This is a genomic window from Paraglaciecola sp. (genome assembly GCF_039943935.1).
Classification (GTDB): domain Bacteria; phylum Pseudomonadota; class Gammaproteobacteria; order Enterobacterales; family Alteromonadaceae; genus Paraglaciecola.
On sequence record NZ_JBDUZQ010000006.1, the window covers coordinates 221,133 to 235,361 of the forward strand.

The window sequence follows — 14,229 nt, forward strand, 5'->3', positions numbered from 1 at the left end:
GTGCCTCAATGACCTTATCTTTATCAGCATTAAACAACCTATCAACACACGAAGCAGAAAATTGGTTTAGCCAGTGTTGTGCATCTGAATCTTGGTTTAAAGCTATGACCGCTGGCCGTCCTTTTAGCTCAATTGATGCAGTGAAACGCTATTCGGAAAAAGTCTGGCAAGATTGTAACACCGCAGACTTTTTACAAGCTTTTGAAGCACACCCTATGATTGGTGACGTAAATAGTCTTAGAGCTAAATACGCCTCAACAAAATCCATGGCCAGTAACGAACAACAAGGTGCGTCTGAAGCAGACGAGCGGGTTTTGGAGTCACTAGCTGGTGCTAATAAAACATATTTAGAAAAAAATGGGTTTATTTTCATTATCTGTGCAAGTGGTTTAAGCGCTCAAACCATGCTCGATGCACTAACCATAAGATTACAAAATGACACAGCAACAGAGGTAAACCTCGCCGCTGCAGAGCAAATTAAAATTACCCTTTTAAGAATATCGAAAGGCTTAGAACAAGGAATATCCAAATAATGAGCATTAGTTTATCTAGCCATGTATTAGACACCACATTAGGAAAACCCGCCGCTAATATGCAGCTTGAATTAACCACTTTCGATGGCACCACTATTACCGGTATAACCGATGCCGATGGTAGATGTAATCAATGGCAGGACTTTGAGTTTGAAGCAGGCGAGTACTGCTTGCGCTTTTATACAAAAGATTATCTTTTAGCCCATCATAAAGAAGCATTTTATCCTTTTGTAGATGTCCATTTTGAACTGACAAAAAATGGCGGACATTATCATGTTCCCTTGTTAATTTCGCCGTTTGGTTTTAGTAGTTATCGTGGCAGCTAGTGAGGCTTTAAACATATGAGCATGAACACATATCGCGCTTCTTTATTGCATTTTGCGGCGCGCTCAAATTCACCAAAAGATGATTATACCTATGTTGCTGACGGACTATTGGTTACGCGTAACAACAAAATTGAATTTGTAGGTGACTATAAAACAAATATAAATCAATATGTTGACGAAAATCATCATGACTTATCAGGAAAACTGATATTACCGGGTTTTATAGATAGTCATTTACATTTTCCACAAACAGAAATGCTTGCCAGCTTTGGTGAGCAATTATTAGATTGGTTAACTGACTACACATTTCCCGTTGAACGTAAGTTTGAAAATAAAGAGTACGCGAGTCGTATTGCTAAAGTCTTTTTGAAACAACTTTACCGCCATGGTACCACTACAGGTATGGTGTATTCGTCCGTACATAAACAAGCCACAGACGCTTTATTTGAAGAAGCCCAACAAAACGACATGTTACTAATTGCAGGTAAAGTTTGCATGGATAGGCATTGTCCAGAATGGCTCCAAGATACAGCTGCCAGTGCGCAGCGTGACACGGCTGACCTAATAGACACATGGCACAATAACGGCCGTTTAAAATATGCCATTACTCCAAGGTTTGCCCCTACGAGTACCCCAGAGCAACTCCATACTTTAGGAGAACTTGCCCAGCAATACCCCGATGTTTATATTCAAACTCACCTTTCTGAAAATCACAATGAGATAGCTTGGGTTAAAGAGTTGTTTCCCGAGCGAAAAAATTATCTAGACGTATACGACCATTACAATCTACTTCGCAAAGGTGCGGTATTTGGACACGGTATTCATTTAGAACAATCCGAATGGCAAAGGCTAAGAGAAACCCAGGCAAGTATTGCATTTTGTCCCACCTCAAATTTATTTTTAGGAAGTGGGCTATTTGATCTTGCTAAGGCGCAACAGGAAAATGTACCGGTAATGTTAGCCACAGATGTTGGTGGTGGCACTAGCTTCAGTATGCTTAAAACCTTAAGCGAAGCATATAAAATATGCCAGCTTAAAGGTAATCAAATGGACCCAATGCAGGGTTTGTATTTAATGACTCAAGGTGCCGCTCTAACCCTTGGGCTAGATGATAAAATTGGTAACCTCAATCAAGGCTCAGACGCGGATTTCGTTGTACTTGACCCTGAATTTGATGAGTTAACCGCGCTTCGCTTTGAGAATCACAGAACACCTCAAGACTTAATTTTTGCTTTAAGTATGTTAGCTGATGACAGGGCAATATCTGCAACCTATGTAGCCGGTAAGCCGGTATACCAAGCCAAAAAACAAACACAAGAGGAAGTACACAATGTTGCTTGATTGGATTTCGCTATTTATTCGCTGGTTTCACGTTATTGCTGGTGTTGCATGGATAGGTGCTTCGTTTTATTTTGTGTGGCTCGACAATAATCTAGACACGCCTCCTGATTGGAAAAAGAAAAAAGGCATAAAAGGCGACTTATGGGCCGTGCATGGTGGTGGCTTTTATGAAGTTGCTAAATACGAGTATGGCCCTGAAGTTATTCCACAAAAGCTGCATTGGTTTAAATGGGAGGCTTACACTACTTGGATAAGTGGTTTTTTACTTTTAAGTTTAATTTACTATCACGGGGCAGCTATTTATTTAATCGACACCTCTGTGATGGATCTAACACCTGGCGAAGCAATTGCACGAGGCCTAGGCATTATTTTTGGTGGCCTGTTTATTTATGAAGCAGCATGTCGCAGCCCATTAGGCCGTTACCCAAAAGCATTTGGGATCATGTTTTTAATTCTGTTGGCTGCAGCCAGCTTTCTTGCTACGCACTGGTTTAGTGGCCGCGGTGCATTTATACATGTAGGGGCGTTAATCGGTACGATTATGGCCGGAAATGTATTTTTTAAAATAATGCCAGCACAGCGACTAATGGTAGATGCGGTAACCAATAAAACAGAGATTGACCCAAGTTGGGGGTTAGGAGCTAAGCTACGCTCAGTTCATAATAACTACCTTACCCTGCCCCTACTATTTATCATGATAAGCAATCACTATGCTATGACTTACCAGCACGAACAAGCATGGTTAGTGTTAATGGCTATAGGTATTGTGTCAGCTTGGATACGCCATTATTTTAATCTGAAGCATATTGGTATTTCCCGTCCTTCTATTTTAATTACAGGTGCAGTTGGTATGTTTGCCATCGCGTACTGGGTGTCGATGCCAGTTTCTATGCCTAATGAGTCTCTAGATACAAAGACACCTGCCGTTGCTAAACCAGTCGCACTTAATCCAGACCAACAAGCGGTCTTTGACGTTATGCAGGTTCATTGTGCTAATTGTCACTCAGCAAGCCCTACTGATGATATTTTTGTCGTTGCGCCACTGGGAGTTAAATATGACTCATGGGAGGAAATTGAATCTAAAGCGGCGCTCATTCACCATCGCACGGTAATTACTAAAGATATGCCAATGATGAATAGAACAGGTATGACAGAACAAGAAAGGCAAATTATAGCTCGTTGGTTTGCCAACAAATAAAATTAGTCGTGTATCAAATGTTAAAATTTTGTTCTAATTGAGAAAAACAATTAGGTCACACTATTATGTTTGGTATTTTTAAACCTGCGCCTCACATTGGGCGTGTTTCTGACGAACACACATATAAAGAATATAGACACCTGCGCTGGCAGGTGTTTATAGGCATCTTTGTGGGATATGCAGGGTATTATCTAGTTCGTAAAAACTTCTCTCTCGCCATGCCTTTTCTAATCGAAGAACAAGGCTTTAGTAAAGGCGAATTGGGCTTAGCCCTCTCAGCGGTATCTATTGCTTACGGTTTAAGTAAGTTCTTAATGGGCAGTGTTTCAGACCGCAGTAACCCTAGGTATTTTCTTACTACAGGCTTATTAATATCAGCCTGTGTTATGTTTTTATTCGGTTTTACTTCTTGGGCGACAGCGAGTGTTTCCTCTATATTCATATTGTTATTTCTTAATGGGTGGGCCCAAGGTATGGGCTGGCCAGCTTGTGGCCGCACTATGGTGCATTGGTTTTCAGGTAACGAGAGAGGCAAAACAGTATCCTTTTGGAATATTGCTCATAATATTGGTGGTGGATTAATTGGTCCACTAGCCATATTAGGCATGGCTTGGTTTAACGAATGGCATAGCATATTTTACGTGCCGGCAGCTGCGGCAACCTTTGTTGCGATATTTATTTTTTTAACTTTACGAGACACCCCACAATCTTGTGGCTTGCCACCCATTGAAGAGCACCGCAATGACTATCCAAAAGACTATGACCAAAAGCACGAACTTGAATTTAGTGCGAAAGAAATTTTTCTAACGTATGTACTCAATAACAAGTTGTTATGGTTCATAGCCATAGCTAACGCGTTTGTTTATCTGATCCGCTATGGAGTTTTAGATTGGGCTCCCACTTACCTTCATGAAGTTAAAGATTTCTCTTTTAATAAAAGTTCTTGGGCTTATTTTTTATATGAGTGGGCAGGTATTCCCGGCACACTTTTATGTGGTTATATCAGCGACGCTTGGTTCAAAGGCCGCAGAGCACCTGCTGCAATCCTTTACATGGTGTTAGTATTAGTGACAGTACTTATTTACTGGTTTAACCCTGCAGGTAACCCTACAGTCGATATCGCTGCGTTAATGGCTATAGGTTTCTTAATTTACGGGCCTGTGATGTTAATTGGGTTATTCGCATTAGAATTAGTCCCTAAAAAGGCAGCAGGTACAGCCGCAGGATTAACAGGCTTATTTGGTTACTTAGGCGGTGCGGTAGTGGCCAATATTGCACTGGGATACACGGTCGATCATTTTGGTTGGGATGGTGGCTTTGTACTTTTAGTCGGTGGTTGTATTTGCGCCATTATATTAATCGCATTGACCTTAAAACATGAAGTTGCCCATCAAAGTCAGCTTATGAACACCAATATCAATTATTAATAATTGCCCACTCAGTAAGAGGTTAAGTAGGCTTATCTCAAATTCGACCTGAAATGATTTAGATTATTTCAGGTTTATAGAAAAGTTTTCGTAATCTATTGTCGATAGTTTTCACGTACAAATCACGAAAATATATGTGTCTGAGATAAAATTGTTATAAATGTGTGAATATGGCGTGATATTACCCCGTTATTTTAAGTCTGTCGCAGTATGACTCAACTAAAATATGTATAACGGAGAAACACAAAAATGAAAAAAATTCTTTGCGCCAGTGCTGCTATGTTAATCATGGGAAATGCCTTAGCAACCGACAGAGCTTACGAAGTAACCATCACTAACATAACAAGTAACCAAATTTTCACACCAGTTTTAGCGGCTACCCATAGTAGCAATATCAATTATTTTGAATTGGGTATGCCGGCGTCGTTAGAGTTAGCTACACTGGCTGAATCAGGTAACCCTGCCCCGTTAGAAGAGCTGTTATTGTCAACGCCGAGTTTAGTTCATGATACTGAAAATTCAGCCCCATTATTGTCAGATGGCCTATTGCGACCTGGTGAATCCGTAACGTTAGAATTGACTACGACTAGGCGCTTTCCAAGGTTAAGCTTAGCGGCTATGTTAATCCCTACCAATGATACGTTTATGGCATTGGACTCTGTTTATTTGCCTAGACGTACAGATAATGAAGTTTATTATGCTAAGGCTTATGATGCAGGCTCAGAGAATAATGATGAATTATGTGACAACATTCCAGGCCCTGCTTGTGGTGGAATAGGCTTTTCAGAAGATAGCTCCACTGATGAAGGTTTTGTACATATTAGTGCAGGGATTCATGGTGAAGGCGATCTTCTAGCATCAGAGTATGATTGGCGTGACGCAGTCGCTAAAATTACTATTTCTCGAAAATAACCACTATCAATAATAGTTAGGGGCCTCGCACGCCCCTTTTGCAGTATGCTTAAACAAGTTACTTAAAAAAGCGCTTCTCAATCACAAACCCCATAATCCCAAAAGTAAATAGAAATACTCCCAACACTTGCAACCAAGCATTTATAGGCCGCTTAATCTGCTTTTCTCTTTTAAGTACAAAATGACGGTGCCCGCCTTGCTGTTTCTGTTTAAAACTTTGCCCGGCATATTCAAATAATGAAATCATCTGTTCGTCAACTCTAAGGGCAATTTCAAGTTTTTTATTTGCCATAAAAGTACGGTCAGCCAATTCGTTTGGACTTAATAAAGTCATCCACCTAGAAAAGATAACATCAGGCTCACCTTCAAAAATTACGCCCTGCGACTCATATTGAAATTGAGTCTCTGTAAACACCTGCTTACTATAGCCCATATAAAATAAGGTAACTGCCAGCACGATTATCAAGCTTGAGGTAATTAAATACACTCGTTGTTGCGCAAACTTCAACTTTCCTTGTTCAGAAAAATACTCATCAATAATTGGAATCTGCCTCAACGCACCATGCTCTTTACCTAGCTCAAAATCTTTTAAAAATGCCGATAAAGATAAATTAAAAGCATCTAAAACCTTGCGAAGCACTTCGTTTGAAGGCAATGACTTATCATTTTCTAACTTAGATAAGTATGACTGCTCAATTCCAATTTTTTCAGCCAATTCTGGCTGACTTAATTCATGCTCTGTTCGTAAACTCTTTAGTTTTCTACCCAATGTCATTTTTGACTCCTAAGATACTAACGCCTGACCAAACGCTGATAAGACGCCACTAGTCTTGGCTATTCTTAAAGGACTAGGAAGATGAATATTAACGACTAACCGTGAATAACCGATAGTTTAAGATTACGGCTTTATAAGCTCTAATAAAAATCAGAACATACGTGCAAACAAAAACGCTAAACTTTTGCTATTTTTGACATATCACTAGCTATAACCAAGATATATGATTACATCTAAATATATCGCCTATTTCTACCAAATACCCAAGAAATAAAAATAATGAAATGATCCCTAAACCTCGCTACACATGAGGGATAAATAAAATCAATTGTTTCACGTAAGGCGCTACTAAAAAAATTAGCAGCCCATAACCAAAAGCACAGATTAATACAGTGCGAATAATGAAGTGATACGGACTACTCGTTCGTTTTATATGTTAATTTAGCTCATTACACTATTAAGACAGTAGCTACTAGGGTAAATGCTATTTCGTTAAAATATAGCTGAATAGAAGTACTAAGTTTAGAAAGCATGCTAAAAAAGCAAGCCATTTAATCGCTCTCAAGCTCGGTAAATAAATCTAACATGCCTTGTTCGTTTAGCACCTTCACGCCTAAGGCTTCGGCTTTCGTTAACTTAGATCCCGCCTTTTCACCAGCCACTAAGCAAGTTGTTTTAGCAGATACACTACCCGCTACTTTCGCACCTAAACCTTGTAACTTGGCTTTTGCAGTATTTCTATCCATTTGCGATAAGGTTCCTGTTAACACATAGGTTTGACCTGCAAGTGGTAAAGAGTCGAGCTCAATTTTTTCTATTTTTGGCCAATGTATACCTGCCGCAATTAAATCATTTATGACATGAACATTATGCTCTTCATCAAAAAAGTTATCTAGATGCTGCGCAACAATGACACCCACATCGCTTACTTCTTGCAAACTCTCTACAGTTGCCGTCTTAATGGCATCTAACTCACAATAATGGGCGGCTAAATTAGCAGCAGTCGCCTCACCAACTTCTCGTATACCTAGAGAATACAGGAACTTAGCTAAAGTCGTTTGTTTGCTCTTTTCTAAAGACTTAATTAGGTTAGCTGCTGACTTTTCACCCATGCGTTCTAAATTTGATATCTGAACCAATTCCAAATTAAAGAAGTCTGCAGGGGCTTTGACTAATTTTAAATCAACTAGCTGTTCGATAATTTTGTCACCCAAACCGTCGATATCAAAAGCTTTACGAGACGCGAAATGCTTCATAGATTCTTTAAGCTGCGCACCGCAATACAGCCCGCCAGTACACCTTGCAACGGCTTCATCTTCAAGCTTTTCTATGTTTGAGTCACAAATTGGACAGGATTTTGGAAACACTATCTCTCTTGCATCTATTGGGCGCTTTTCTAAAATAACCGAGACAACTTGCGGGATAACGTCCCCTGCCCGTCTGACAATCACCGTGTCGCCTATTTTTAAACCTAAACGTTGAATTTCATCTTGATTGTGCAACGTTGCATTAGATACGGTCACACCACCCACAAATACAGGCTCTAGCCTTGCAACGGGAGTAATCGCCCCTGTTCTGCCAACTTGATACTCTACATCTTGCACCACTGTCATTTCTTCTTGAGCAGGGAATTTATGGGCGATAGCCCAGCGCGGCGCTCTAGCAACAAATCCAAGTTCTTGCTGTAACGCTATCTTGTCAGCTTTAAATACGACCCCATCGATGTCGTAATTAAGTGCATCTCGTTTTGTGCCAATAGCTTGGTAATATGCTAAACATTCCCTTGAATCCTCAGCAACTTGTAGTTCTTTACTAAGAGGGAATCCCCATTCACTTAACTGCTGTAAACGGGCTGAGTGGGTTTGGGCTAAGGGTTTTTGTTCCCCTTCGACCAACCCAAGAGAGTAGGTAAAAAATAGCAAAGGTCGTTTGGCTGTTATTCGCGAATCCAGTTGTCGTAAACTGCCGGCAGCTGCGTTTCTGGGATTAGCAAACACTTTTTTGCCTTCAGCTAGTTGGTTTTCGTTTAGTTTTATAAAGCCATCACGGCTCATAACTACTTCACCACGAACTTCAAGTCGTTCAGGGTAATCATTTCCTCTGAGCATTAAGGGTATATTACGAATTGTACGGACGTTTGCTGTAATATTTTCTCCGACTTTACCATCGCCTCGAGTCGCACCGCGCACCAATCTACCGTTTTCATACAGTAAGCTTACCGCCAAGCCGTCAAGCTTAGGCTCACAACTATAGGTAATCTGCTCATTGTTTTTTAATCGGTCTTGCATACGCTTTTCAAACGCAAGAAAGGTTGCTTCATCGAAGGCATTATCTAAAGACAACATAGGAACTTCGTGTTCTACCTGTTGAAACTCTGGTAATGGCATGTCTCCCACCTTTTGACTAGGTGAGTCTGGAGTAAGTAATTCAGGGTACTGGGTTTCAATCGCCTTTAAAGCCAGCATTTGCCTGTCGTATTCAGCATCAGGCACGCTTGGGTTATCTAGTACGTAATATTGGTAGTTATATTCTGTAATAGTAGCTTTGGTAGCGGCGAGTTTTAAAATTGTGTCTTGCGAGACTGCCATAAGAAGCATTCCATAGAAAAGAGATTAAGCAGTCCCCTCACAAACGAGAGGGGAGAATAGTTGGATATTATCCGTTATTTACCATTCGTTGGCGTTCGAACTCACGAATTTTTTCAACGTATTGTTGTAGGCTTTGTTTGGTTAATAAACTGCGTTTGCCATCATAAATTTGCGCTGAAAACTCCTCAGAGATTTTACGTGCTGCATTATGCATCATGTTGAAAACTTGATGAGGTTCACCTTCAATTGGTAAAATCATAAATAATGACACACCTTGCGTGGTAAAATTTTCAAGATTATCTATGTCGAATACACCAGGCTTGAACATATTTGCCAAGCTAAATAAGACAGGCCCCTTACCATTAGAATTAACATGGCGGTGAAAGATATCTTGTTCCCCAAATTTAAAGCCAAGTGTAAGTAACATAGGTAATAACGCCGCGCCTGAAATTGGCTCTCCGTCTGGAGTTTTAACATTAAGCACTAATACTTCTTGCTGCTCTACCTTGGCTTGTTTTGTTTCTGATTTTTTCTCTGGTTCTATTGCCTGTGGCTGAGTAACGTCTTTGGTGTCTTCTTCATCAAAATCAATTTTCATTTGATCTTCAGCAATTTTGGGCTCTCGACGTTTTCGAGTATTTTCAGACTTTTGACGTTTTACCAAATTACGTGCTTGTTCACTAAGGCTAGGCTTTTCAGTGACACTTTTTTCTGAGCCAACGGATTTAATATCTTTAACTAGTGGCTCGTCATCGGCTTTTGGAATGTCTTTTGTAATTTCAGTCTCGGGGGAGGTATCTTTTTTAAGTAAAAATGGGGGGGGCTCTGGCGCTTGATATCCATCAGAAATCGAATTAGTACTACTTTGGCTTGTGCCAGTGCTCATTGATGGTTTTGGGTTTCCAGTCGTGCTAGAAGACACTACTTTATGCTGCTGTGATAGGTCACTGTTTTTAGACTTAGAAACGTGGCTTTGTTTTGTGTACTCAGGCTTAGGTTGTGTTACAACCGAAGCATAAATTTTACTTGGAGATTCGTTAGATTGCTGTTCTGTTTTAGACTCTTGTTGATTATCAATTTCAGTATTGGCGATACTTGGGGAGCTCTGGTGTTTAATTTCAGTTGCCTCATTGGGCTCTGTTGAAGTATTACCCGACACCACTCGAACACTACTTAGTCCTAAATCATCGAATTTAGAAGAATTTACAGATGTACTAGTAACCTCAAGCTCAACAGAGGGCTCTTTAAAATCATTGTCAAAGTTTATGGAAACATCTGCGTCTTTTTCAGCGACATCATTAACTGGGTATTGATCTTCTGTTTGTAACTCTGGTCTAGTTCTAGTTTTTTGGGAGGTTTGCTCACTATTTTTACGCGACACCCATATACCATGCAAGGCCACACCAATGATGGCACAACTTCCGACAACCACTAATGACCAACGTAACACATCTTCCATTTAATTCACTCGTACTTTCTATTTATTGTAATTGTTAGGACTAACGTCATTTAAGCATTTGCAATAGCAACGGCTTCTTCCACATCTACAGCGACCATTCTAGACACACCAGGTTCCGCCATAGTGACACCCGTTAAATGGGTGGCCATTTCCATGGCTATTTTATTATGAGTAATGTAAATAAATTGCACACTTTTCGACATTTCAGATACCAGCTTACAAAAACGCCCTACGTTAGCATCATCTAGCGGCGCATCCACTTCATCTAACAAACAAAATGGCGCTGGATTTAATCTAAATATCGCAAACACTAATGATAAAGCGGTCAACGCTTTTTCACCACCCGAAAGCAGGTGAATTGTACTATTTTTCTTACCAGGAGGTCTTGCCATAATACTCACCCCTGTTTCTAATAAATCATCCCCCGTTAATTCCAAGTAAGCGGAACCGCCTCCAAACACTTTTGGAAATAACATTTTTAGGTCGTCGTTAACGATATCAAAGGTCTCTTTAAATCTTGTGCGAGTTTCCTTATCAATTTTGCGTATAGCTTGCTCAAGAATATCCATAGCAGAAACAAGATCATCGTTTTGGTCGTCTAAATGTTTCTTGCGTTGAGCTTGTACTTCGAACTCTTCAACTGCCGCCAGGTTTACCGCACCCAATCGGCTTACTGCTGCTGATGTCTTGTCCAGCAATTTTTGCCATTCATTTTCTTCTGCCTCATCAGTTAACCCATCTAATACAGTTTGTAAACTTAGCTGCATCTCTTCAACTTGCTCGAAAAAACCATTTGCTCGAACTCGATATCCTTCACATTCTAATTTAACACTTTGCAATTGGGTTAACATAGCTTGAATTTTGTCAGTTACACCTTGTTGCCCTTTTTCTGCTTCACGTAGCTTTTCTTCCATCTCAGACAATTTTTCTGATAAGTCGTTCTGTGTAATTTCCAGTGTCGCCTTTTGTTCTAGACTTTGCTGTAAACTCTCGACTTGATCTTCAAGGGGCATGGCCATTTCCGCCAATTCGTTTTGTAATAAATCTAAATTTTGATTGATAGAATGAAGACGTTTCTGCTCTCTGTCTTGTTCGCTTAATAAGGCTTGGTGCTGACCTTGAATAGTCTGTAAATGCAATGCCAGTTGATGCAATTTAGTTTTACCACTTTCCAGCGTACCGCGACTGTCGGTAATATTTTGTTGCAAGCGTTCACGACTTTCTTCGATAGAAGCTTGCTGTTCCTGAAATTCATCAACGGCTAAATCTAATTCCTCAGCATGCATAGCTAATTCTTCTAGTTGTTCACGTTCGTCCTCAAATGTTTCTTGATTGCGAATCAACTCTTCACTCAAACGGTTACTTCGGCTAAGTGTTTGTTGCTGCTGACCACTATACAGTTGCAACTGGTTTTTAAATTGTTGCCAATTTTGTTTTATTCCTTCGAGCTGCTCGTTTACTCGCTTAGTTTGCTGTTTTGCATCATCTAATTTGAGTGTTGCTTGCTTTAGATCTAACTCAGCCTTTTCAAACTGCTTTATGGTGATGTCTTTTTCTATGCTCAACTCTTTAATCTGACTGGCTCGCTGTAACACTCCAGCTTTTTGTTCACGTGTACCGGCAACTACCCAATCAGGCCCAAACCAAATGCCGTCTTGGGTGACTACGGATTGATAACTTTTTAAACTAGGTAAAAGCTGTTTGGCTTCTTGCTGATCTTTTGCATACATTATATGCGTTAGCCATGTAGGTACTCTTTGATTGTTCAGTTTTCTGGCTAAAGAGTCTGGAGGTACTTCGTCAAGATAGTTATCAGAGTACAACCAAATCCCATTAGCTAACATTAATGATTCAATGGCAGCACTATCCTTAATTTCATATGCACTATGCCAACCTTGAGTAACTGTCTCAAAAGCCTTTTCCCATCCAGAGCTAATATCTAAGGTTTGCCACCAAATAGTAAAATCAATACTTTTAGATTTAAGGGCATCAGTTAGAGAGCTCTTGTCTTCGGTAGCTTGTTGAAGTGCATGTAACGCGGCAATTTGCGCATGTAAACTTTGCAGCTCACCTTGAATACTAACTTTAACTTTATCAGCTTGTTGCTGTTGTTCGATACAACGATTTTCAACTTTGAGTGCAACATCAGCCTGCTCTGTTACCTCAGCAAGCTCTTGTTCTATATCAAGTATTTGTTCATGGCATTGTTCAATTTGACTACTTAGATTTTCATCTGACTCCATAGCTAACTCATCTTTGAGCTCGCCAATACGCTGCTGAGTACGCATTTGCATTGACATCATGGCTTGAATTTTACCATGGCAGCTTTGGGCCTGTTGTTTACTATGATTAAACTTTTGGTCTTGTTCACGCCACGCAATTTGCGCTTGGCTAAACTTCTCTTCACAATTAACTAATGTAAATTGAGCCTGTTCTACTTTTTCATGTAACAGGTATTTTTCTGGTTCAGCAAGTTGTATTTGTTGCTCTAACTCTTCAATGGTTTCTGTATGTTGCTCACGGGATATTTCAATATCTCGGATTTCTTCTCGTAGCCCTTGAGAGTCTTTCTGTATTTGTTGCTGCCGTTGTTTGGTATGTATCTGGATCTGCTCAATACGAGTGATATCTGTGCTGACTTTGAATAATTGTTGCTGTATATCAGATATTTTTTGCTTTACATCACTCTGTTGCTCTTTATAGAAGGTAATGTCTTTTTCTTCATTGCGCTGAGTGGCAACATACGCTTCAACATCTGCATTTTTTTTTGTAATATCCGCTTCTAGCAGCTCTACTTTTTTACTATGTTTAAGCCACTTAATGGCTGCAAGCTCTACTTTAAATTGACGTTCGCTCTTCTTTAATTCTCTATAGCGATTTGCTGCCGCGGCTTGACGTTGCAGTTTTTCTAGTTGTTGGCCTAATTCACCACGAACATCTTCGAGCCTTTCTAAATTTTCTTTTGTATGGCGAATACGGGTTTCTGTTTCTCTACGACGTTCCTTGTACTTAGAGACACCTGCCGCCTCTTCAATAAATACACGTAACTCTTGAGGTTTTGATTCTATTAATCGCGAAATCATGCCTTGTTCAATAATGGCATAACTACGGGGCCCTAACCCAGTGCCCAAAAATAAGTCAGTTACATCACGGCGACGACATTTAGCATTATTTAGCAGGTAGCTTGATTTTGCTTCTTTCGTAACAATTCGTTTTACCGAAAGTTCATTATACCCTGCATACTCTCCTTGAATCCGGCCTTGAGAATTATCAAAGACTAATTCGACACTACACTGCGAAACTGGTTTTCTGGCAGTTGAACCATTAAAAATAACATCTGTCATAGCATCGCCACGAAGATTTTTAGCTGAGCTTTCACCCAGCACCCAACGCACAGCATCAATTACATTAGATTTACCACAGCCATTAGGGCCTACGACAGCCGTCATGTCGTCGGGAAAAGGGATAATGGTTGGATCTACAAATGATTTAAACCCGGCCAGCTTTATTTTTTTCAGGCGCATAAATTGAAAGACACTAAGTCGTAAAGTCCCTAAAAATATTATAATTATTATTAATTAGTAAGAGAATGTACCAAAAGTCATCAAGTGTAACAATTGACGTTTTGAACATCCGTTAGAGATCCGTATACTTCCAGTAAATAAATTAA

Annotated in this window: 10 protein-coding genes; 6 read left to right on the top strand and 4 right to left on the bottom strand. The window is 40.0% G+C overall.

Features of this window, described 5'->3' with window-relative positions; translation table 11 throughout:
• Positions 1 to 8 precede the first annotated feature (8 nt).
• The 6 genes from uraD to ABJD71_RS04490 all read left to right on the top strand — a co-directional run bounded on the left by uraD (position 9) and on the right by ABJD71_RS04490 (position 5,737).
• Complete coding sequence (gene uraD, locus ABJD71_RS04465) at positions 9 to 533, top strand: 2-oxo-4-hydroxy-4-carboxy-5-ureidoimidazoline decarboxylase (RefSeq protein ID WP_348165136.1); 525 nt, start codon at positions 9 to 11, stop codon at positions 531 to 533.
• Positions 533 to 859: a hydroxyisourate hydrolase gene (gene uraH, locus ABJD71_RS04470; RefSeq protein ID WP_348165139.1), complete on the top strand. Its 327-nt coding sequence runs from the start codon at positions 533 to 535 to the stop codon at positions 857 to 859. The genes uraD and uraH overlap by 1 nt, the downstream gene beginning before the upstream one ends.
• Before the next feature lie 15 nt (positions 860 to 874).
• Entirely contained in the window at positions 875 to 2,200 is a 1,326-nt protein-coding gene (guaD, locus tag ABJD71_RS04475) for a guanine deaminase (protein WP_348165142.1), read from the top strand.
• The gene (locus ABJD71_RS04480) at positions 2,190 to 3,398 is read left to right on the top strand and encodes a urate hydroxylase PuuD (RefSeq protein WP_348165145.1); all 1,209 of its coding nucleotides are present in this window, start codon (positions 2,190 to 2,192) and stop codon (positions 3,396 to 3,398) included. Before guaD ends, ABJD71_RS04480 begins: the two co-directional genes overlap by 11 nt.
• 65 nt (positions 3,399 to 3,463) lie before the next feature.
• The gene (gene glpT / locus ABJD71_RS04485) at positions 3,464 to 4,825 is read left to right on the top strand and encodes a glycerol-3-phosphate transporter (protein WP_348165148.1); all 1,362 of its coding nucleotides are present in this window, start codon (positions 3,464 to 3,466) and stop codon (positions 4,823 to 4,825) included.
• Between the two features lie 249 nt (positions 4,826 to 5,074).
• Positions 5,075 to 5,737, top strand: coding sequence for a spondin domain-containing protein (locus ABJD71_RS04490; RefSeq protein WP_348165151.1), 663 nt, complete (start codon positions 5,075 to 5,077; stop codon positions 5,735 to 5,737).
• 58 nt (positions 5,738 to 5,795) lie between these two features.
• Here ABJD71_RS04490 and ABJD71_RS04495 read toward each other — a convergent pair whose 3' ends face one another.
• The 4 genes from ABJD71_RS04495 to smc form a co-directional block, all read right to left on the bottom strand.
• On the bottom strand, positions 5,796 to 6,512 hold the full coding sequence (locus ABJD71_RS04495) for a helix-turn-helix transcriptional regulator (protein ID WP_348165154.1): 717 nt from the start codon (positions 6,510 to 6,512) through the stop codon (positions 5,796 to 5,798).
• Positions 6,513 to 7,063: 551 nt separating this feature from the next.
• Positions 7,064 to 9,100 carry an NAD-dependent DNA ligase LigA gene (gene ligA / locus ABJD71_RS04500; protein WP_348165157.1) on the bottom strand — a complete coding sequence of 679 codons (2,037 nt, stop codon included), beginning with the start codon at positions 9,098 to 9,100 and terminating at the stop codon, positions 7,064 to 7,066.
• A gap of 67 nt (positions 9,101 to 9,167) precedes the next feature.
• Positions 9,168 to 10,559, bottom strand: a complete 1,392-nt coding sequence (zipA, locus tag ABJD71_RS04505; protein WP_348165160.1) for a cell division protein ZipA — start codon at positions 10,557 to 10,559, stop codon at positions 9,168 to 9,170.
• Between the two features lie 50 nt (positions 10,560 to 10,609).
• A complete protein-coding gene (smc, locus tag ABJD71_RS04510) occupies positions 10,610 to 14,083 on the bottom strand; it encodes a chromosome segregation protein SMC (RefSeq protein ID WP_348165163.1) in 3,474 nt (1,157 codons plus the stop codon).
• Between the last annotated feature and the right edge of the window lie 146 nt (positions 14,084 to 14,229).

What these genes read in the sequence shown, in the direction of transcription:
- ABJD71_RS04495 (WP_348165154.1), bottom strand. Translation starts at nt 6,512, where the DNA reads ATGACATTGGGTAGAAAACTAAAGAGTTTACGAACAGAGCATGAATTA.
- uraD (WP_348165136.1), top strand. Translation starts at nt 9, where the DNA reads ATGACCTTATCTTTATCAGCATTAAACAACCTATCAACACACGAAGCA.
- smc (WP_348165163.1), bottom strand. Translation starts at nt 14,083, where the DNA reads ATGCGCCTGAAAAAAATAAAGCTGGCCGGGTTTAAATCATTTGTAGAT.
- uraH (WP_348165139.1), top strand. Translation starts at nt 533, where the DNA reads ATGAGCATTAGTTTATCTAGCCATGTATTAGACACCACATTAGGAAAA.
- zipA (WP_348165160.1), bottom strand. Translation starts at nt 10,559, where the DNA reads ATGGAAGATGTGTTACGTTGGTCATTAGTGGTTGTCGGAAGTTGTGCC.
- ABJD71_RS04480 (WP_348165145.1), top strand. Translation starts at nt 2,190, where the DNA reads ATGTTGCTTGATTGGATTTCGCTATTTATTCGCTGGTTTCACGTTATT.
- glpT (WP_348165148.1), top strand. Translation starts at nt 3,464, where the DNA reads ATGTTTGGTATTTTTAAACCTGCGCCTCACATTGGGCGTGTTTCTGAC.
- ABJD71_RS04490 (WP_348165151.1), top strand. Translation starts at nt 5,075, where the DNA reads ATGAAAAAAATTCTTTGCGCCAGTGCTGCTATGTTAATCATGGGAAAT.
- guaD (WP_348165142.1), top strand. Translation starts at nt 875, where the DNA reads ATGAGCATGAACACATATCGCGCTTCTTTATTGCATTTTGCGGCGCGC.
- ligA (WP_348165157.1), bottom strand. Translation starts at nt 9,100, where the DNA reads ATGGCAGTCTCGCAAGACACAATTTTAAAACTCGCCGCTACCAAAGCT.